17 protein-coding genes and 1 riboswitch are annotated in these 18770 nt (G+C 69.8%); of the genes, 5 read left to right on the top strand and 12 right to left on the bottom strand.

Annotation, left to right across the window (positions count from 1 at the left end; all coding sequences use genetic code 11):
* Nucleotides 1–9: 9 nt before the first annotated feature.
* From EZ313_RS11745 to ahcY, 4 genes are all read right to left on the bottom strand, one after another.
* On the bottom strand, nt 10–471 hold the full coding sequence (locus EZ313_RS11745) for a septal ring lytic transglycosylase RlpA family protein (RefSeq protein WP_135263323.1): 462 nt from the start codon (nt 469–471) through the stop codon (nt 10–12).
* Nucleotides 468–1301 carry a methylenetetrahydrofolate reductase [NAD(P)H] gene (gene metF, locus EZ313_RS11740; RefSeq protein ID WP_135263322.1) on the bottom strand — a complete coding sequence of 278 codons (834 nt, stop codon included), beginning with the start codon at nt 1299–1301 and terminating at the stop codon, nt 468–470. The genes EZ313_RS11745 and metF overlap by 4 nt, the downstream gene beginning before the upstream one ends.
* Nucleotides 1298–2053 carry a TlyA family RNA methyltransferase gene (locus tag EZ313_RS11735; RefSeq protein ID WP_135263321.1) on the bottom strand — a complete coding sequence of 252 codons (756 nt, stop codon included), beginning with the start codon at nt 2051–2053 and terminating at the stop codon, nt 1298–1300. The genes metF and EZ313_RS11735 overlap by 4 nt, the downstream gene beginning before the upstream one ends.
* A 137-nt stretch (nt 2054–2190) precedes the next feature.
* Nucleotides 2191–3627, bottom strand: coding sequence for an adenosylhomocysteinase (gene ahcY / locus EZ313_RS11730; RefSeq protein WP_135263320.1), 1437 nt, complete (start codon nt 3625–3627; stop codon nt 2191–2193).
* Between the two features lie 61 nt (nt 3628–3688).
* Nucleotides 3689–3759: riboswitch (S-adenosyl-L-homocysteine riboswitch) on the bottom strand.
* 53 nt (nt 3760–3812) lie between these two features.
* Between ahcY and EZ313_RS11725 the strand changes: the two genes are divergently transcribed.
* Entirely contained in the window at nt 3813–4892 is a 1080-nt protein-coding gene (locus EZ313_RS11725; RefSeq protein ID WP_135263319.1) for an ATP-dependent DNA ligase, read from the top strand.
* Between the two features lie 20 nt (nt 4893–4912).
* Nucleotides 4913–6304, top strand: coding sequence for a phosphomannomutase/phosphoglucomutase (locus tag EZ313_RS11720; RefSeq protein WP_135263318.1), 1392 nt, complete (start codon nt 4913–4915; stop codon nt 6302–6304).
* Here EZ313_RS11720 and EZ313_RS11715 read toward each other — a convergent pair.
* From EZ313_RS11715 to ligD, 6 genes are all read right to left on the bottom strand, one after another.
* Nucleotides 6296–7357 carry a GNAT family N-acetyltransferase gene (locus EZ313_RS11715; RefSeq protein ID WP_135263317.1) on the bottom strand — a complete coding sequence of 354 codons (1062 nt, stop codon included), beginning with the start codon at nt 7355–7357 and terminating at the stop codon, nt 6296–6298. The two genes, EZ313_RS11720 and EZ313_RS11715, sit on opposite strands and share 9 nt — an antisense overlap.
* Entirely contained in the window at nt 7314–8366 is a 1053-nt protein-coding gene (locus EZ313_RS11710) for a glycosyltransferase (protein WP_135263316.1), read from the bottom strand. Before EZ313_RS11710 ends, EZ313_RS11715 begins: the two co-directional genes overlap by 44 nt.
* Entirely contained in the window at nt 8363–9187 is an 825-nt protein-coding gene (locus EZ313_RS11705; RefSeq protein WP_167772565.1) for a PIG-L deacetylase family protein, read from the bottom strand. Before EZ313_RS11705 ends, EZ313_RS11710 begins: the two co-directional genes overlap by 4 nt.
* A 13-nt stretch (nt 9188–9200) precedes the next feature.
* Nucleotides 9201–10811 (bottom strand): TIGR04290 family methyltransferase, encoded by a 1611-nt coding sequence (locus tag EZ313_RS11700; protein ID WP_240788592.1) that lies wholly within the window; start codon nt 10809–10811, stop codon nt 9201–9203.
* Nucleotides 10812–10835: 24 nt separating this feature from the next.
* Entirely contained in the window at nt 10836–11930 is a 1095-nt protein-coding gene (locus EZ313_RS11690) for a CgeB family protein (RefSeq protein WP_135263314.1), read from the bottom strand.
* Nucleotides 11931–12129: 199 nt separating this feature from the next.
* Nucleotides 12130–13353 carry a non-homologous end-joining DNA ligase gene (ligD, locus tag EZ313_RS11685; protein WP_135263313.1) on the bottom strand — a complete coding sequence of 408 codons (1224 nt, stop codon included), beginning with the start codon at nt 13351–13353 and terminating at the stop codon, nt 12130–12132.
* Between the two features lie 90 nt (nt 13354–13443).
* Between ligD and EZ313_RS11680 the strand changes: the two genes are divergently transcribed.
* The 3 genes from EZ313_RS11680 to EZ313_RS11670 are packed head-to-tail and all read left to right on the top strand — an operon-like array spanning nt 13444 to nt 17156.
* Nucleotides 13444–15075, top strand: a complete 1632-nt coding sequence (locus tag EZ313_RS11680; protein WP_135263312.1) for a peptide chain release factor 3 — start codon at nt 13444–13446, stop codon at nt 15073–15075.
* Nucleotides 15076–15126: 51 nt separating this feature from the next.
* On the top strand, nt 15127–16359 hold the full coding sequence (locus tag EZ313_RS11675; protein WP_135263311.1) for a S41 family peptidase: 1233 nt from the start codon (nt 15127–15129) through the stop codon (nt 16357–16359).
* An 8-nt stretch (nt 16360–16367) separates the two neighbouring features.
* A complete protein-coding gene (locus tag EZ313_RS11670; protein WP_135263650.1) occupies nt 16368–17156 on the top strand; it encodes an HAD-IIB family hydrolase in 789 nt (262 codons plus the stop codon).
* 18 nt (nt 17157–17174) lie between these two features.
* Here EZ313_RS11670 and EZ313_RS11665 read toward each other — a convergent pair whose 3' ends face one another.
* Together EZ313_RS11665 and EZ313_RS11660 are read right to left on the bottom strand one after the other, a co-directional pair.
* Nucleotides 17175–17999, bottom strand: a complete 825-nt coding sequence (locus EZ313_RS11665; protein ID WP_167772564.1) for a gamma-glutamyl-gamma-aminobutyrate hydrolase family protein — start codon at nt 17997–17999, stop codon at nt 17175–17177.
* Nucleotides 17996–18757: a gamma-glutamyl-gamma-aminobutyrate hydrolase family protein gene (locus EZ313_RS11660; protein WP_135263309.1), complete on the bottom strand. Its 762-nt coding sequence runs from the start codon at nt 18755–18757 to the stop codon at nt 17996–17998. Before EZ313_RS11660 ends, EZ313_RS11665 begins: the two co-directional genes overlap by 4 nt.
* Nucleotides 18758–18770 lie beyond the last annotated feature (13 nt).

Here is an 18770-nt window from a genome sequence, read left to right as displayed (position 1 = left end):
GCGGTCCCGTCAGCGGATAGCGTCGCGCGGCTCGACCACCGACAGCGACACCGCCTTGGTCCCGCGGCTGAGCAGGCCGATCGCCCTCGCGGCCGCATGGCTCAAGTCGATGATGCGGCCTTTCGTGAACGGTCCCCGATCGTTGATGCGCACCGTGACCTCGCGCCCGTTCTCCAGGCTGCGCACCTTCACGTGCGTTCCGAACGGCAGCGTGGGATGGGCGGCGGTCATCGCGGTCATGTCGAAGCGCTCGCCGCTCGCCGTGCGCCGCCCGTGAAAGGGGAGGCCATACCAGGACGCGATGCCGCGCTGCAGCTCGGCGCCGACGGACGGAGAGACTGATTCCGGAACAGCCTCCTGCACCGCCTCCTGCGTCTCTTCGTCCACCGTGTGCGGCAGCGGAATCGCGCAGCCCGACAAAGCTGCCGCCAGCACGAGCGCCGCCGGCAACCGCAGCAAACCGCTCCTCATCGACCCAATCGCCGGCAGATCTCCAGCGTGGCCGCGGCCTGGTTCATCGTGTAGAAGTGGATGCCCGGCGCACCCTCGGCCTGCAGCCGTTCGCACAAGGCGGTGACCACGTCCAGCCCGAACGCCTTGATCGACTCGCTGTCGTCGCCGAAGCCTTGCAGGCGCAGCCGGATCCAGCGCGGGATCTCCGCCCCGCACGCGTCCGAGAACCGCAGCAGCTGGCTGCTGCTGGTGATCGGCATGATCCCCGGCACCACCGGCACCGACACGCCCCGCTTGCGCAGCTCTTCGACATAGCGCAGGTACGCATCCGCATTGAAGAAGTACTGCGTGATGCCCGCATCCGCGCCCGCTTCCACCTTGGCGATGAAGGCGGCGATGTCGGCATCAGGCGACTTCGACTGAGGATGCACCTCGGGATAAGCCGCGACTTCGAGCTGGAACTGCCGCCCCGTCTCGCTGCGGATGAAGGCCACCAGCTCGCTGGCGTAGCGGAACTCGCCGCCGAGGCCATAGCCGCTGGGCAGGTCGCCCCGCAGCGCGACGATGCGCTGGACGCCCGCCGCGGCATACGCGACCAGCCGCTCGCGGATGCTCTCGCGCGTCTGGCCGATGCACGACAGGTGCGGCGCGGCCGGGCAGCCCTCGGCCATGATCTCCTTGACCGCCTGCAGCGTGCCTTCCTGCGTCGAGCCGCCCGCGCCGAACGTGACCGAGCAGAACTCGGGCTGCAGCGCATACAGCTTCTGCCGCGCCGCGCGCAGCTTCACCGCGCCCTCCTCGGTCTTGGGCGGAAAGAACTCCAGGCTGATCGGTAGCTTGTTTTTCATGCACCCCTCCTTGCATGGACGAAGAATTCGCGGTTGCCGTCGCCGCCCGCGATCGGGCTGTCGACCCAGCCCAGCACCTCCAGGCCGCAGGCGGCGCACGCATCGCGGATGCGCCGCTCCACCTGCGGATAGAGCGAAGCATCGCGCACGATGCCGCCCTTGCCCAGCTGGCCGGGCTGCAGCTCGAACTGCGGCTTGACCAGCATCAGCAGCCGCCCGCCGGCCGCGAGCAGCGGCGCGAGCACGGGCAGCACCAGCGTCAACGAGATGAACGACAGGTCGCCGACGACGAGGTCGAAGCCCGCCTCGACACCGGCCTGCCGCAGCATCGCCGCATCGAGCTCTCGCGCGTTCACCTTCTCCAGGCAGACGACGCGCGGATCGGTCCGCAGCCTTTCGTGCAACTGACCGTGGCCGACGTCGACCCCGACCACCTTCGCCGCGCCGCGCTGCAACAGGCAGTCGGTGAAACCGCCGGTGGACTGGCCCACATCGAGGCAGCGCAGTCCGCCGGAATCGATGCCCGCCGATAGCAACGCGCCTTCGAGCTTGAGCCCGCCGCGAGAGACATAGCGCGCCTCCGCGTCGTCGAGCAACTCGAGCTCGGCTGTGGCCGGCACCTCGTCACCGTTCTTGGCCACCGCATGCCAGCCCCGCGCGTCGCGCCAGCGCAGGCCGGACGAGATCAGGCGCTGCGCCTGCGAGCGCGTGGCGGCGAGGCCGCGTTCGACGAGGAGCTGGTCGGCTCGCATTGAATGTATTCCTCCCTCCCCTCCCGGGGGAGGGCCGGGGTGGGGGCACGCACGGCGGCTGTACAAACTCGGTGCATGAGCGAGCACCGGAGCGCCCCCACCCCAACCCTCCCCCCGAGGGGGAGGGAGAAGATGCATCAATACCGGTACGTGTCCGCCTTGTACGGACCGGCCTTGTTCACCCCGATATACGCCGCCTGCGCCTCCGTCAGCTCGGTCAGCTGGGCGCCGAGCTTCGACAGCTGCAGCCGCGCGACCTTCTCGTCGAGGTGCTTGGGCAGCACGTACACCTTGCCCACTTCATAGGCCTGCGGTTTGGTGAACAGCTCGATCTGCGCCAGCGTCTGGTTGGCAAAGGAGGAGGACATCACGTAGCTCGGGTGGCCGGTCGCGCAGCCCAGGTTCACCAGGCGGCCCTTGGCCAGCAGGATGATGCGCTTGCCGTCCTCGAAGATCACGTGGTCGACCTGCGGCTTGATCTCTTCCCACTTGCACTTCTTCTCGATCGTCGCGACGTCGATCTCGTTGTCGAAGTGGCCGATGTTGCAGACGATGGCCTGGTCCTTCATCTTCGCCATGTGGGCGTAGGTGATGACGTCGCGGTTGCCCGTCGCGGTGACGAAGATGTCGGCCTTGTCGGCGGCGTAGTCCATCGTCACCACGCGGTAGCCTTCCATCGCGGCCTGCAGCGCGTTGATCGGGTCGATCTCGGTCACCCACACCTGGGCCGACAGCGCACGCAGCGCCTGGGCGCTGCCCTTGCCCACGTCGCCGTAGCCGCACACGAGGGCGACCTTGCCGGCCACCATCACGTCGGTGGCGCGCTTGATGCCGTCCACCAGCGATTCGCGGCAGCCGTACAGGTTGTCGAACTTGCTCTTGGTGACCGAGTCGTTGACGTTGATCGCGCGGAACTTCAGCAGGCCCTTGTTGGCCATGTCCTGCAGGCGGTGCACGCCGGTCGTGGTTTCTTCCGTCACGCCGATGATCTCCTTCGCCTTGCGCGAATACCAGGTCGGGTCTTCCTTGAGCTTCTTGCGGATGGCGGCGTAGAGGATGCGCTCCTCCTCGCTGGAATGGGTGTCGATCAGCGACAGGTCCTGCTCGCAGCGCTGGCCCAGGTGCATCAGCAGCGTGGCGTCGCCGCCGTCGTCCAGGATCATGTTCGGCCCTTCGTGCTCGCCGCCCTTGGCGCCGAATTCGAAGATGCGATGCGTGTAGTCCCAGTAGTCCTCCAGCGACTCGCCCTTGACGGCGAACACCGGCGTGCCGGCGGCGGCGATGGCCGCGGCGGCATGGTCCTGGGTGGAGAAGATGTTGCACGAGGCCCAGCGCACCTGCGCGCCAAGCGCCTGCAGCGTCTCGATCAGCACCGCGGTCTGGATCGTCATGTGCAGCGAGCCGGTGATGCGCGCACCCTTGAGCGGCTGGCTCTTCGCGAATTCCTGGCGGATGGCCATCAGGCCCGGCATCTCGGTCTCGGCGATGCGGATTTCCTTGCGGCCCCAGTCGGCCAGCGAGAGGTCGGCGATGGCGCAGTCTTGTGCGCGGTTGGGCTTGAGAACGGCGTTCATGGATGCTCCAAAAGCTGTGTTTCGGGTCAACCACTGCCTGGGGGAACTCACCTCACAGGACAGTGGGTGAGCGTCGTTGCTGTAGGTTCCGAGCCTCACACCGCGACGGGTGCTGCAACGCTCCTCGGATGGGCGTGATTATACGAGCCGCCCCACGGCCGGGCCTCCCTGCGGTACAAAGCCCCATGCCCGCCGCGCAGCCGTTCTCCGCCCCGATCGAACCCATGCTGGCGAAGATCGCCGATGAGCTGCCCACCGGCGACGGTTTCCTCTTCGAACCCAAGTGGGACGGTTTCCGCGCCCTGGTGTTCCGCGACGCGGACGGCGTGGTGATCCAGAGCCGCGACCTCAAGCCCCTCAACCGCTACTTCCCCGAGCTGGAGAAAGTGCTCGCCGAGCAGCTGCCCAAGGGCTGCATCCTCGACGGCGAGATCGTGGTCGTCGGTCCGCGCGGCCTCGACTTCGACGCGCTGCAGCAGCGGATCCACCCGGCCGCCTCGCGCATCTCCAGGCTCGCGAAGGAGACGCCGGCCGGCTTCGTCGCCTTCGACCTGCTGGCCGCCGGCGGCAAGCCGATCACGGAGCTGCCGCAGCAGGAGCGTCGCGTGCGGCTGGAGCGCCTGCTCGGCCAGGCCAGGCCGCCGCTATACCTCACGCCGGTCACCACCGACCGCGCGCAGGCGCAGGACTGGCTGCAGCGCTTCGAAGGCGCGGGCCTGGACGGTGTGGTCGCCAAGCCCGCGAATGCGACTTACCAGCCCGGCAAGCGCGCGATGTTCAAGATCAAGCATGCGCGAACGGCCGATTGCGTGGTGGCGGGCTTTCGCTGGTACAAGGACACGCAGGATGCGGTCGGCTCGCTGCTGCTGGGCCTCTACAACGAATCCGGCGTGCTGCAGCACGTGGGCGTGACGTCGTCGTTCACGATGGCGATGCGGCGCCAGCTGCTCGAAGAACTCGCGCCGCTGCGCGAGAACGCAATGGCCGACCATCCGTGGCGCGACTGGGCACAGGCCAGCGTGGGGGACGTCGACCGGATGCCCGGCGCCAAGTCTCGCTGGAGCGGTGGCAAGGACCTGAGCTGGGAGCCGCTGCGCCCCGAGCGGGTCTGTGAGGTCAAGTACGACCATCTTCAGGGTGAGCGCTTCCGGCACGCGACCACCTTCCTGCGCTGGCGGCCCGACAAGCCGCCGCAGGACTGCCGCTACGACCAGCTCGAGGTGACATCGCCGTTCGAGCTGGCGCAGGTGTTCCGGGCCGCATAGCCCCCCAGCTCAAACCGCGCATGAAAGTCACCGCCAGCGTCTTCAAGGCTTATGACATCCGCGGCACGGTGCCGGCCACGTTGAACGAACCGCTGGCGTACGCCATCGGCCGCGCGTTTGCGGGCGAGGCACTTGCGCAGGGAGAGCGCACGGTCGTGGTCGGGCGCGATGGGCGGGTGAGCAGCCCGGCGCTCGCGAGCGCCCTGATGCGCGGGCTCGCAGAGGGCGGACTCGACGTGGTCGATATCGGCCTGGCCACCACGCCGATGCTGTATTTCGCCGCCACCACGCTGGCGCGCAGCGGCATCCAGGTCACGGCCAGCCACAACCCGCGCGACGACAACGGCTTCAAGCTGCTGCTGGCGGGCCGCACGCTGCATGGCCCGGCGCTGCAGCAGCTGAGGCAGGTGATCGAGCGCGAGGACTGGAAGCCGGCATCGGCGGCCGGCCAGCCGCGGCAGGCCGACATCGCGGGCGCATACATCGACCGCATCGCGGGCGATGTGCGGCTGGCCCGCCCGCTGAAGGTCGTGATCGATTGCGGCAACGGCGTGGCCGGCGCATTCACGCCGCAGGTGCTGCGCGCGATCGGCTGCGATGTCGTGGAGCTGTTCACCGAAGTGGACGGCACGTTTCCGAACCACCACCCCGACCCGGCGAAGCCCGAGAACCTGCGCGACCTGATCGCGACGGTGCAGCAGACCGGCGCCGACCTCGGCCTGGCGCTCGACGGCGACGGCGATCGCCTCGGGGTCGTGACGCGAAGCGGCCAGATCATCTGGCCCGACCGTCAGCTGATGTTGTTGGCGCAAGACGTGCTGTCGAGGCACCCGGGCGCGCCCATCGTGTTCGACGTCAAGTCGACGCAGCGGCTGCCCGAGGCCATCGCCGCCGCGGGCGGCCGGCCGGTGATGGACCGCAGCGGCTACGTGCTGCTGAAGGACCGCATGCTCGAACTGGGCGCGCCGCTCGCGGGCGAGATGAGCGGGCACCTGTTCTTCAACGAGCGCTGGTACGGCTTCGACGACGGCACGTACGCCGCGGCGCGCGTGCTGGAGATCCTCTCGCGCCACGACGATCTGGGCGCCGTGCTGGAGGCGCTGCCCACGAGCTGCTCGACGCCGGAGCTGCACGTGCCCTGCGCCGAAGGCGAGGCGCACCGTGTCGCCGCCGAACTGGCGGCGCTCGCGGGCCACAACGCTCCCCACGGTGCGCAGGTCTGCACGATCGACGGACTGCGGCTGGACTGGCCGGACGGCTTCGGCCTGGTGCGCGCGTCGAACACCACGCCGGTGCTCACGGTGCGCTTCGAAGGCCACACGCCCGAGGCCCTGCAGCGGATCGAGCGCGAGATGATGGCGCTGCTGCGCCGAGTCAAACCCGACGCCGCGTTCGCCTCCAGCTCACACTGACTCCCGCCCGACACGCAGCGTCCACATCGTTTCGGGCTCGGCGCCCCAGCGCTGCTTGTACGGCTCGGTCCCGCGCAGGAAATCGAACAGCGCCGCGCCTTCGGCCTGGGCCTGCCCGATCGCGTGCCCGACCAGCAGCGTGCCCGGGCTGAGCGACGCCGCGTCCGGATCGAAGCCGCCGATGTAGTACGACCAGCGGCGGCGCGCGACCCAGGGCGGATCGGCAAGGCCATAAAGAACGGCCAGCACGCGGCCGTCGATACGCAATGCAATGAGCCGTAGCAGACCACGCTCGAGCAACAGCGGCGCCGCCTCGCGGTGCCACTCGAGCACGCCCTCCCCGCGCAGCACGCCGGGCTCGTCGCGCCCGGCCCAGCGTCGCGCGTGCAGGCGGTCGAGTGCGTCGAGCAGGTCGGGCAGCGATTGCGCATCGGCAGACTCGTAGGCGACGCTGCCTTCGCGCTGGACGCGTCGCCGGCAGTACGCGAGATTGCGCGCCATCGGTCCCGGCACAGCCGCCGGCAATGGCAGCACCGGGTTCGGATCGGCGGCGCGCAACTCGCGGCGCCAGCGCGCAGGCCAGGCCAGCGCACCCAGTGCGGAGCCGCCCGGAAGCTGGGGCGCTTCCAGCAGGTCCCACTCGTCGCCGCGGTCCACGAGGTGGTCCACGAGTGCGCGCCCGACGCCAGGCTCCCAGCCGGGCGCCACGAGCATGTCGAGCCGGTCCGTCGTCGCAATGCCCAGCGGGAACAGATGCCGCTTCTTCGACTGCGCATCGGTGTAGACGTACAGCGGCGCGAAGCCGACCAGCTCGCCGTTCTCCGCGGACCGCAGCGCGACGCTCGCCAGCACGCCGCGTCCCACATGCTTCCACCACGGCAACAGCCACGCGGGCGATTGGCAGGGCGAGGCCCGCGCGCGACGCCACAGGGCTTCCCACTCGGGCGTCAGCCGCTCCAGCGCCGCCAGGCTGGTGACGGCCTCGCAGCAGACCGGCGTCGCGGCAGCCTCAGCGCGCCAGCTGGACGCCCCGGGCAAGCTGCCGGTAAGCACTGAAGTAGCCCTCCACCATGCGCTGCAGCGAGAAGCGCTCGCGCGCGGCCGCACGGCAGGCTTGCGGGTCCAGCTCTTCGCACGCCGCGATCGCGTCGGCCATCTCCTGTGCGCTGCGCACCAGCCATCCGGTGACGCCGTGCTCGACGATGTCGGGCAGCGCGCCGCTCGGATAAGCCACCACGGGCGTGCCACAGGCCATCGCCTCCATCGCGACCAGCGAGCTGGTTTCGGGCGCCAGCGTCGGCAGCAGGAGACAGCGCGCCGCGGTGAGCAGGCGCCGCTTGCGCCGGAACCCCAGCGGACCGAGGAAGCGGCAGCGCCGGTCGAGCCTCGGCAGCACCGCGTCACGGAAGTAGCGCTCATGCGATTCGTAGGGATAGACCTGGCCGCCGATCAGCACCGGCACGCGCGCGAGCCGCCCCGCATCCAGCGCCGTGTGCAGGTTCTTCTCCGGGCAGATGCGGCCCAGCGCCATCGCGTAATGCCGCTTGCGTGCGCGCGACGCGAGCGACTCGACCGAGACCCCGTTCTCGATCACGGGTCCCATCCCCGCGCCGGCCGGACAGGACAGGCGCTGCCGCTGCGAGACGCACTGCAGCGTGAGATCGCGCCGCCCGTCTTCGAACACGCGCGCCGGGTACCACGATGGCGGCAGATGCAGCGTCGCCAGCAGCCGCGCGCGTTCGCTGGCCGGCAGGTATTCGGCGAAGTCGATGCCATGCAGGTGCACGACGTCCACGCAATCGCGGTCGAGCACGGCATCGATCAGCCGGCGGTGCTCGGCCCAGGCGGCGGTGCGCCGCGCCTGCGTCACCGGTCCCCGCACCGGCGTCGAGCCGACCAGCGTGCCCTGCACTTCGGACCCCTCGGGCGCGATCACCAGCGACCGATGCCCGGCGGCCGTGAGGGCCGCGTCCAGCTGCGCCAGCACTTGCTCGGCGCCCCCCACCGCGTCCGCGCCCACCGAGGCGAACGGATAGCCGACGCTCAGCACGCTCAGGCTCACAGCTCGCCCTCCAGCCCGAGTTGCGTCATTGCCTGTGCGGCGAGTTCCCGGAACTGCGCTCCGGACAGGCCCCACGCATGCTGCTCGTAGAACAGCGGACCGGGGTGCGGCTCGGCGCGGAAGTCGTAGGCCGGCGCGGGACGGAATCGCTCCACGTCGAGCGCAAACTGGTCCAGCGTATCGCGCTGCGTCGCGTAGCAGTCCAGCAGCGAGCGCTTGAACGCGCGCTGCTGCGGATCGAGCACCACCGCCGCCTGCTCGCGATCCGCCACGGCATCCGGCAGGAACACGCAGGTCTGCAGCCCCGAAGGGCCGCGGTGATAGGACGTCATCTCCACCACGGCCGGCACCGGCTCGCCCTGCCGGCGCAGCAGCGCCGCCGCCGCGTGGACCGCGAACGCAGTGGCGTCGTGGTCCGGGTGCCCGCCTTCGTACGGGTGCGTGAGCAATACATCTGGACGGCGGCGCTTCAGCCACCGGGCGATTTCGATGGCCAACTGCGGCAAGCGGCGTGCCGCCTGCTGGTCCGGGCAGCCGATGTCGATGATCTGCGACTCGGCTATGCCGCACCGGGACAGCGCGGCCGCACGTTCGCGAAGTCGCAGCTCGCGGTACGCGTCGACCGTGAGACGGTGGTGTGCGGCATCCCGCCCATCCAGCGGCGCACCGTCCGTGACATAGATGAACGTCGCGTGGCGAAGGCGCGGCAGGCGCGATCCGGCGCCGACCGTCTCGTCATCCGGATGGGCCACGACGACCAGTACGGGCGTGGCCGGCAGCGCCGGGACGCCGCCGGCGCACAGCGCGTCGAGCCACTGCATCGGCGAGATTCGTTCAGCTGCCCGCGATCGGCGGTGTTCCTCGCGCGGGATAGACAGCCCGCGGCCCATCCGGCAGCTGCCGCGGTTCGGCGCGCTTGCAGAGGAAGACCTCTTCCTCCGGATGCGCCACGATGTCGAAGCCGGCGCTGCGCAGCATGGCCGCGCTGCAGGCCGCGTTCGGGATCCACCAATTCGTCTCGTCGTGCGAGTAGCGGTGCTCGACGAAGTGCAGCCGAGGCCAGGAGGGCCGCTCGAACACCTCGGTCTCCCAGAAGTCGTGGTCCTGCGCAACCGCCTCCATGTCGGCGCTGCCGCGCTGCAGCGACTGGTACAGCAAGAGGTCGCGCGCCGCGTGCTCGTGGATCAGGTCCAGCGCCAGCAGCGGATGCCGCAGGTGGTAGACCAGGCCCATGAACAGGACGAGGTCGAAGCGCTCGCCGAGCTGTCCCACGTCGTACACCGACAGCTTGCGGTATTCGATGTCCTGGCCCAGCACCTCGGCGGCGAAGCGGGCCTGGTCCAGGTAGTAGTCGTCGAAGTCGATGCCCACGACGCGCTCGGCGCCCCGGCGCTTCATCTCCAGCGAATAGAAGCCCGCATTGCAGCCGATCTCCAGCACCGACATGCCATGCATGTCCTCGGGCAGGACGTGCGCGAAGCGCTTCCACTTGAGCGTGGGGTAGTCGCCCAGGAAATGCGCGGGCGCGGTGGGCACGCCCAGCAGGTCGATGTTCTGGAACCAGTCGCCCAGCTCCTGCACGCGGCGCTCGATCTCGGCGCGGCTGAACAGCTTGCCGCCCACGCGGGAGGGCGCGTCGCCCGGCCGCTTGACCACGGACTCGCCCGCGTTGCCGCAGACCGTGGAAGGCCGCGTACCGGTCGGCGTCACGGTGGCCGCGCGCTTGCGGCGGCCCAGCAGGTCCAGCGCCTCGCGGTAGCCGTGCACCGTGCCGGTGTCGACGTAGGACTCGCCCGCGCGCACGCCGACCGCGCGCCCGCCCTTCTGGATGTAGGCGTTGACCAGCGTGCCGATGTATTCGTCCCGGCGGCCGCGCTCTCGCCACAGCGCCTCCAGCTCGTGCAGCACGCGGCCCGGCATGCGGAAGGCGCCCCAGATCCAGTTGGTCTTGGCGTCCGGATGCTTGACCTGGATCTCCTGCACGTTGCCCGCTTCATCGGTGACGACGGCATCGAACACCTGCGGCCGGTCCACCGGGAACAGCAGGAAGGACAGCACGTCGTCGGGCAGCGCGTTGAAGCCGTCCTCGGGGAACCAGATCGTGTCGGGCAGGCCCACCAGTACCGGCTCGTCGGCCCGCACCAGCGAGCAGGCGCGGAAGATCGCGTCGCACAAACCGCCGGCCTTGGGCTGCACCACGTAGCACAGGTCCGCGTCCCGCATGTTCGTGCCGTAGTACTGCACGATGTCCGACTTGCCGGGCGCGACGACGAAGCAGATGCGCGTCGCGCCCGCCTTGAGCATGCGCTCGACGAGGAACTCGCTCACGGCGCGCGGCCGCTCGATATCGCCGACGATGTTGCTGCCCACCGGCAGCAGTTCCTTCGAAAAGCCCAGGGGCTGGATGCGGGTGGCCAGGCCCGCGGCCGGAATGATTCCCCACATGGGTGTCGTCCTCTCGTGTCGGTTTCAGGCGGTGTCCAGGCTGGCGCGCGGCGCGAGCGCGTTCTCCAGCAAGGACTCGAGTTCGCGGGCGCGGTGCGCCGATGTGTGTTCGTCCAGCACGCGCTCGCGCGCGGCGCGGGCGATGCGCGACAGCTCCTCGTCGCCGAGTTCGAGCGCCTGGACCGCGTCGTCCGTCGTGCGCGCGACCAGGATCTCGCGGCCGGGCGTGAAGAACTCGTCCAGCCCGGCCCACCAGTCGCTCACCAGCGGCGTGCCGCAGGCCGCGGCCTCGAACAGGCGGCCGGAGGGACAGTGGCCGTTCTCGGCCATGGCACGGCGGGTGACGCTCAGCGTCAGGCGTGAAGAAGAAAAGAACGCCGGGTGCTCCGCCGGCGGCAGGTGGCTCACGAAGCGGATGTTGCCGGTCCACGGAAATCCGTCCGGGTACTGCGCGCCGCCGATCAGGAAGCTGCGTTGCGGCAGGCGCCGCGCCGGCACGATGAACAGCGCCTCCAGCGCGGCCTGCCGGTCGGCCGCATACGTGCCGAGGTAGGACAGGTCCGCCGCGTAGTGCGGCACGGCGGCCACGCTCCGGTGCACCTGCGGGTCGACGTGCCCGTACAGCGTCGCAACGCGCTGCGCACCGAGCAGCGTTTGCAGTTCCTGCAGCGCGGGCCCGCCGGTGTAGCTGAGGACCAGGTCGAAGTCGCGCAGGCCGCGGGGTCCGATGTAGGGCACGGCCGACCCGGCGCGCAGGGTTTCGAGCGTGACCGGCGTGTCCATGTCATAGAACACCTTGACGGCCGGCGTGCCGGAATCCGCGATCAGTGCGGCGGCCGCGACGCCGTCGGGGCAGTAGGAGGTCACCATGACCGCGTCCGCGGCTTCGAGTTCGCTCGTGGCGCGCGGCAGCAACTCGTCCCAGCTGCGATAGAGCACGAGGTCGCCGCCCGGCAGTTGCGTGACGTCGCGATGGTTCGCGTAGTACGGCACGTCGCGCTCGAAGAACACCAGGCTGTGGCCCTGCGCGACGAGGGCACGCCACAGGCCTCGCCACAGGGTCGCATGCCCGTTGCCCCAGGACGAACTGACCGTCAGACCGAAGACGACGACCCGCATGCTGGGCGTTCTCCACATCGGGCGTGCGACGGCACGCGCTGCGGGCATCTTAGGCAGGCGCGCGGCTTTCGTGGGTCCTCTGCAACTCGGCTGCAACCGGACAGTTTTGCGCGACTCAGCCGCAGTTCCGTCACCGCGGAGGCGGGGTGAGGACTCGGTACGCAGAAAGCGCAGAAACGAGGCGGAAAGCGCAAGATGCTCAGGAGGGCTTGTCCGACTTCGGCCGCAGCCGGGCGGGCACATGCTCCAGGTTGATCCGCACCCGGTACCACAGCGACGAACTTCCGCGCATCCTGTCGACCAGCACGTCGGCGGGTTGCAGGTGCGCGGCCGCTTTCGGATGCTTCTGCTTCCAGGCTTCGGCGGCCGCGATCGCCTCCGTTTCGCGATCGGCGCGCGCGACTTCGAGCAGCGGCTTGGGCTTGCGCACCGACGGTGGCGCGCGCGGCGGCTCGCCGGCCTGCTTGCGGTAGTGGGGCGGCCAGGGCGCATCGCCCTGGCCGTCGCGCTCCTGCTTCGCCGAGAGTTCGAGCAACGCATCCACTGAACCGGCCGCGTCGTCGATCCCCGCATGCGGATCGCCGAGCTCCTTCAGCCGCTGCGGCACAGTCTTCAGGGTGAAGTCCGCCGGGTCGCAGGTCCGCAGTTCGTCCCAGCCGACCGGCGTGGACACACGCGCGTCAGGCCGGGGCCGCACCGAGTACGCCGAAGCCACAGTGCGGTCCTTCGCGTTCTGGTTGTAGTCGACGAACACGCCGTGGCGCTGCTCCTTCCACCACTGGCTGCTGGCGAGCTTGGGTACGCGGCGCTCGACCTCGCGCGCCACGGCCAGCGCCGCGCGCCGCACCTGGTCGAAGCTCCAGCGCGGCTCGATGCGCACCAGCACGTGGATGCCGCGCGAGCCCGAGGTCTTGGGCCAGCCCACGAGGCCGTGCTCGTGCAGCACCTCGCGCGCGACATCGGCCACGTCGCGGATCTGCGTCCAGGGCACGCCGGGCACCGGGTCGAGGTCCACGCGCAGTTCGTCCGGATGGTCCAGGTCGTCGGCCCGCACCGGATGCGGATGCAGCTCGATGCAGTTCAGGTTGGCCATCCAGGCCAGCGTCGCGGCGTTGCGCGGCACCACTTCCTCCGCCGTGTTGCCCGAGGGGAAGCGGATCGTGGTCACCTCCACCCACTCCGGCCGGTTCGCCGGCGCGCGCTTCTGGAAGAAGAACTCGCCGCCGACGCCATCGGGGTAGCGCACCAGGACGCAGGGACGGCCGCCCGCCCCGCGCAGCGCGCCTTCGGCGACGGCCACGTAGTAGTTGACGAGGTCGAGCTTGGTGAGGCCGGCCTCGGCGAACAGCGGCTTGTCCGGGTTGCTGACCGCCACCTCGTGGCCGTCGACGAGGATCACGGTGCCGCGGGAAGCCTGGGCCATGAAGGGCAGACTACACCGCTCTGCGACAATAAGGGGCTGGCTGAAACGCTTTGCAGCTCATCGGCCGCGCACTGAAAGCCTCATCTCCCCGTGTCCGCTTCGCCCTTTGCCGCCGAAACCCGGCGCCGCCGAACCTTCGCCATCATTTCCCACCCCGACGCGGGCAAGACCACGCTGACGGAAAAACTGCTGCTGTTCTCCGGCGCGATCCAGATCGCGGGCGCGGTGAAGGGCCGCAAGGCTTCGCGCCACGCCACCAGCGACTGGATGGAGATCGAGAAGCAGCGCGGCATCTCGGTCGCTTCGTCGGTGATGCAGATGGTCTACCGCGACCACGTGATCAACCTGCTGGACACGCCCGGCCACAAGGACTTCTCCGAGGACACCTATCGCGTGCTCACCGCGGTCGATTCGGCCCTGATGGTGATCGACGCGGCCAACGGCGTGGAAGCGCAGACGCGGCGGCTGATCGAGGTCTGCCGCCAGCGCAACACGCCCATCATCACATTCGTCAACAAGATGGACCGCGAGGTGCGCGAGCCGCTGGACATCCTGGACGAGGTGGAGCGCGAGCTCGGCATGCCCTGCGTGCCCATGACCTGGCCGGTGGGCAAGGGCAAGAGCTTCGGCGGCATCATGAACCTGCGCACCGGCGCGATGACCGTTTTCGAGTCGGGCAGCGAGCGCCGGCCGCAGGACTTCGAGACGATCCCGCTGGCCGACGCCGACACGCTGCGCGCGCGCTTCGGTGCCGAGTACGACGCGGCCGCCGAGAGCATGGAGCTGGCCGCCGGCGCCTCGCCCGAGTGGGACCACGAGGCCTTCCTCGCTGCGCAGCAGACGCCGGTGTTCTTCGGCTCGGGCGTCAACAACTTCGGCGTGATGGAGGTGCTGGAGGCGCTGGTGGATATCGCGCCGCCGCCGCAGCCGCGCAAGAGCTCGCTGGTCGTGAACAAGCAGCCGGTGGAAAAGGTCGTCAAGCCCGACGAGCCCAGCTTCGCCGGCGTGGTGTTCAAGGTGCAGGCCAACATGGACGCCAACCACCGCGACCGCATCGCCTTCGTGCGCATGGCCTCGGGCCGCTACGCGCCGGGCATGAAGCTCAAGGTGCAGCGCACCGGCAAGGAGCTGCGGCCGACCTCGGTGGTCACCTTCCTGTCGCAGCGGCGAGAGGCGGTGGACGAGGCCTATGCCGGCGACATCATCGGCTTCACCACGCACGGCGGCGTGCAGCTGGGCGACACCATCACCGACGGCGCCAACCTGCAGTTCACCGGCCTGCCGTTCTTCGCGCCCGAGCTGTTCATGACGGTGCTGCTGAGGAACCCGCTGCGCACCAAGCAGCTGCAGCAGGGCTTGGCCCAGCTGGGCGAGGAAGGCGCGATCCAGGTGTTCCGGCCGCAGGCGGGCGGCCCGATGCTGCTGGGCGCGGTGGGCCAGCTGCAGTTCGAAGTGGTGCAGCACCGCCTGAAGACCGAGTACGACGCCGACATCCGGCTGGAAGGCTGCCAGTACACCGGCGCGCGCTGGATCACCGCCGAAACGCCCGCCGAGCTGCGCGCGTTCACCGACGCGTACCCGCAACGCATGGCCCTGGACGCGGCGGACGCGCTGGCATTTCTTTGCACTTCGCCGTACGACGTGCGCCTCGCGCAGGAACGATTCCCCAGGATCCGCTTCCACCTGTTGCGAGAACACGCCGGGCTGTCGCTGCAGCACTGATCAGTTCCGGCAGCTCAGCAATAATCGGCCGCTCCATTGTGGAGCTGAGCCGTGTCACACCTCGCCGCGCTGCGCCGTGCAGCCGTCACCACCGCGTCGCTTTTCCTGCTTGCCTGCGGCGGCGGCGGGGGCAGCAGCACTGACACCGCCACCGCGCTGGTCTCGGCCGGCCTCTTCCCCGAGTCGTCCTCCCTCGCGGGCCAGTGCACGCTGGACGGCCAGAAACGCTGGCTGCGCAGCTACATGTACGAGGCCTACCTCTGGGCCGACGAGATCCAGGAAGTGAACGCGCAGGAGCACGGCACCGTCCCGGGCTACTTCGACGCGTTGCTGGTGCGCACGCCGGATGCCAGCGGCCGCGCGCGCGACCGCTTCAGCCTCACCATGACCAGCTCGGCCGCCGACGTGATGCAGAACGTCGGCGGCGCCGCCAGTGCGGCCGCCATGGCTTCATCGGCCAATCCGGTGCCGCTGGTCAAGGCCCTGACCAGCAACGGCGGCCGCAAGGTCGGCTACGTGCTGTTCAACGAGCACAGCCGCGGCGCGCAGGACGCGCTGATCACCGCCTTCAACCAGCTGCGCGCCAACGCCGTGCAGGACCTGGTGCTGGACCTGCGCTACAACTCCGGCGGTTTCATCTACGTGGCCCAGACCGCTGCCTCGATGGTGGCCGGCGATTGGGTGGACGGACAGCTGTTCGAGAGCGTGCGCTTCAACGACCGCCGCGCCCGGGAGATGTCCGAGACCTTCCTCTTCAGCACGCGCGTGCAGCGGCCCGAATCGGTCTACGGGCTCGATCACCCGCTGCCGCAGCTTTCGCTGCCGCGCCTGTACGTGCTGACCTCCCAGCTGACCTGCTCGGCCAGCGAATCCATCATCAACGCCCTGCGCGGCATCGGCGTGCAGGTGATCCTGGTGGGCGACCGCACCTGCGGCAAGCCGTACGGCTTCTACCGCATGGACAACTGCGGGCAGGCCTACTTCCCGATCGAGTTCCAGGTCTACAACGCGGCCGGCTTCGGCGACTACCAGGACGGCTTCCCGGTGCAGTGCCGCGTGGCCGAGAACCCGAGGATGGCGCTGGGCAGCGCCACCGAGCCGCTGCTGGCCGCCGCGCTGAACCACATCGACACCGGCAGCTGCCCGGGCGGGGCCGCGACGCCTTACACGGCCTCGGCGCTGCAACAATCCGGCGGCGCGTCCATGCTCGACCGGCCGGAGGCTCCTGCCGCGGATTCCCCGATGTACCAGCCGGGCTGGAACGGACGCCGCCTGCAGCCTTGACCTTCGACATCCCGCCCCTTTCCTCCTGGCCCGAGGCCGCCCGCCGCGGCGTCCTCGGCGTTTTCACGGACATCGACGACACGCTCACCACCGAGGGGGCGATCACGGCCGATGCATTGGCCGCTCTCGGCGGGCTGAAGGCGGCGGGCCTGCACGTGATTCCGATCACGGGTCGCCCGGTGGGCTGGAGCGAACCGTTCGCGCAGGCCTGGCCGGTGGATGCGATCGTGGCCGAGAACGGCGCGGTGGCGCTGGTGCGCGAGCCCGGCGGACGCCTGCGGAAGTTCTACCAGCAAGCGCCGGCGGAGCGGGAGGAGAACTTCGCGCGCATGCAGCGGGTGCTGGCCCGAATCGAACGCGAAGTGCCCGGTGCACGGCGCGCGCAGGACAGCGGCGGGCGCGAGACGGACATCGCGATCGACCACAGCGAGTTCACGCGGCTGCCGCAGGAGCGCATTGACGAAGTCGTGGCGTTGATGCGCAGCGAAGGCATGAATGCGACGGTGAGTTCGATCCACATCAACGGCTGGTGGGGGGCGCACCACAAGCTGTCGGGCGCGCGCTGGATCGCGCGGACGCTGCTGGACGCGGACCTGGATGCGCAGATCGGGCGCTGGGTGTACGTGGGGGATTCGACGAACGACGTGATGATGTTCGAGCACTTCCCGCACAGCGTGGGGGTGGCGAACATCCGCAGGTTCGCGGCGCAGCTGTCGCATCCGCCGGCGTATGTCACGCAAGGGGAAAGGGGCGCGGGGTTCGCCGAGGTCGCTCGCGCGATCCTGCAAGCCCGCTGACCTCACGCCTCGGGTAAGTCAGGCGACTTCCGGCAAGACGATCGCCGGATCCGGCCCTGCCGGCGCCATCGCGCGCGAACTCAGCCGCGCCCAACACGCATCCACGTACGCCGCCATGATCCTGGCGTAGCGCGGATGCTGCTGGTGGCCCCATTCGGGGTGAAACTGGAACGCCCACGCGAACTGACGCTCGTCGTACCAGCGCGAAGCTTCGATCAATCCGTCATCGGCCACCGCCTCGGCCACCAGGCCCGGCGCCAGCCGCTTGACCCCCTGGGAATGCAGCGAGCTCACGGCGAAACGCGAGCAGCCGGTGAGCCGCTCCAGCGCTCCGCCGGGCACGCAGGTGACCTCATGCCGCTCCTGGTACTGCTCATCGAGCGTCTCGTTCGGATCTTCCCAATGCACCACCGGCCCGCCCAGCGCCTGGAGCGACTGGTGCATGCTGCCGCCCAGCCCTACGTTGATGTCGTGCGATCCGCGGCAAAAGCCGATCAGCGGAATGCCGCGCTCGATGGCCAGCCGAACCAGGGGCAGGGCCACCACATCGCGGCCTTCGTCGAAGCACATGCCCTCGTGCAGCGGCTCCTCGCCGTAATGGCGCGGATGCACATTGGTGGCCGAGCCGCCCAGCAGCACGCCGTCGACCATGTCCAGCATCAGGCCGAGGCGGCCGGCGGGCACACGCGGGAAGCAGACGGGCTGCAGGCCCAGGTTGACCAGCGTGCGCGTGCCGGCCTCGTCCATCACGGTGTACTTCTGCGGATGGCCATGCTCGTTGCCCAGCTCGCGGTGGCTGGCCACCACCCACACGCAGGGCACGCGCCCGGCCGGCAGGCTCACTGGTTTCTCCGCCGGCAATGTTCGCGGCACGCCTGGGCGAACGCCTCGAGCGTGCGCGCGTAGAACGGGTTGGAGTTGTGGCGCCATTCCGGGTGCCACTGCACGCCGAAGGCGAAGGCGGACGCATGCGCGACGCGCACGCCCTCGATCAGGCCGTCGGGCGCGTGAGCCTCGGCCACCAGGCCCTCGCCGAGTTTGCGGATGCCCTGGCCGTGCAGCGAGTTCACGAGCGCGCGTGTTCCGCCCGCCCACTGCGCGAAGGCGCTGCCGGGCGCCAGCAGCACCTCGTGCCGCTCGCCGAACTGCTCCTCCAGGCTTTCGGACTCGGGCTCGCGGTGGTCCAGCAGGCCTTGCTCGGTGTGCACGCGCTGGTAGAGCGTGCCGCCGAGCGCCACGTTCATTTCCTGTAGACCGCGGCAGACCCCGAAAAGCGGCGTGCCCGCGCCCAGCGCCGAGCGGACCAGCGCCATCGTCAGCGCATCGCGGCGCGGATCGAGCAGGTCGGTGTCGAGCGCGAACGCGCCGAAGTGGGTGGCCTCGACATTCGAGGGCGAGCCGGTGAGCAGGACGCCGTCGACCAGCGGCAGCAGGTCCTTGACGTCGCTCGCGCCGGCCATCGGGAACAGCACGGGCTGCAGGCCGAGCTCGCACACGGCCGCGGCATAGCGGTCGGCCAGCACGGTGTACCCCCCGGGGTCGGAGAGGTCGAGGTGGCGGTGGCAGGCCGGCAGCCAGACGAGCGGCTTGTGCGCAGGCATGCGCGGATTGTCG

Source organism: Ramlibacter henchirensis (genome assembly GCF_004682015.1).
GTDB classification, from domain to species: Bacteria; Pseudomonadota; Gammaproteobacteria; order Burkholderiales; family Burkholderiaceae_C; genus Ramlibacter; species Ramlibacter henchirensis.
Note: the sequence above shows the minus strand (reverse complement) of the source record. Positions and strands in the feature narration are given on the sequence as shown.

What these genes read in the sequence shown, in the direction of transcription:
- EZ313_RS11725 (WP_135263319.1), top strand. Translation starts at nt 3,813, where the DNA reads ATGCCCGCCGCGCAGCCGTTCTCCGCCCCGATCGAACCCATGCTGGCG.
- EZ313_RS11745 (WP_135263323.1), bottom strand. Translation starts at nt 471, where the DNA reads ATGAGGAGCGGTTTGCTGCGGTTGCCGGCGGCGCTCGTGCTGGCGGCA.
- EZ313_RS11720 (WP_135263318.1), top strand. Translation starts at nt 4,913, where the DNA reads ATGAAAGTCACCGCCAGCGTCTTCAAGGCTTATGACATCCGCGGCACG.
- EZ313_RS11690 (WP_135263314.1), bottom strand. Translation starts at nt 11,930, where the DNA reads ATGCGGGTCGTCGTCTTCGGTCTGACGGTCAGTTCGTCCTGGGGCAAC.
- EZ313_RS11660 (WP_135263309.1), bottom strand. Translation starts at nt 18,757, where the DNA reads ATGCCTGCGCACAAGCCGCTCGTCTGGCTGCCGGCCTGCCACCGCCAC.
- metF (WP_135263322.1), bottom strand. Translation starts at nt 1,301, where the DNA reads ATGAAAAACAAGCTACCGATCAGCCTGGAGTTCTTTCCGCCCAAGACC.
- ahcY (WP_135263320.1), bottom strand. Translation starts at nt 3,627, where the DNA reads ATGAACGCCGTTCTCAAGCCCAACCGCGCACAAGACTGCGCCATCGCC.
- EZ313_RS11700 (WP_240788592.1), bottom strand. Translation starts at nt 10,811, where the DNA reads ATGTGGGGAATCATTCCGGCCGCGGGCCTGGCCACCCGCATCCAGCCC.
- EZ313_RS11735 (WP_135263321.1), bottom strand. Translation starts at nt 2,053, where the DNA reads ATGCGAGCCGACCAGCTCCTCGTCGAACGCGGCCTCGCCGCCACGCGC.
- EZ313_RS11705 (WP_167772565.1), bottom strand. Translation starts at nt 9,187, where the DNA reads ATGCAGTGGCTCGACGCGCTGTGCGCCGGCGGCGTCCCGGCGCTGCCG.
- ligD (WP_135263313.1), bottom strand. Translation starts at nt 13,353, where the DNA reads ATGGCCCAGGCTTCCCGCGGCACCGTGATCCTCGTCGACGGCCACGAG.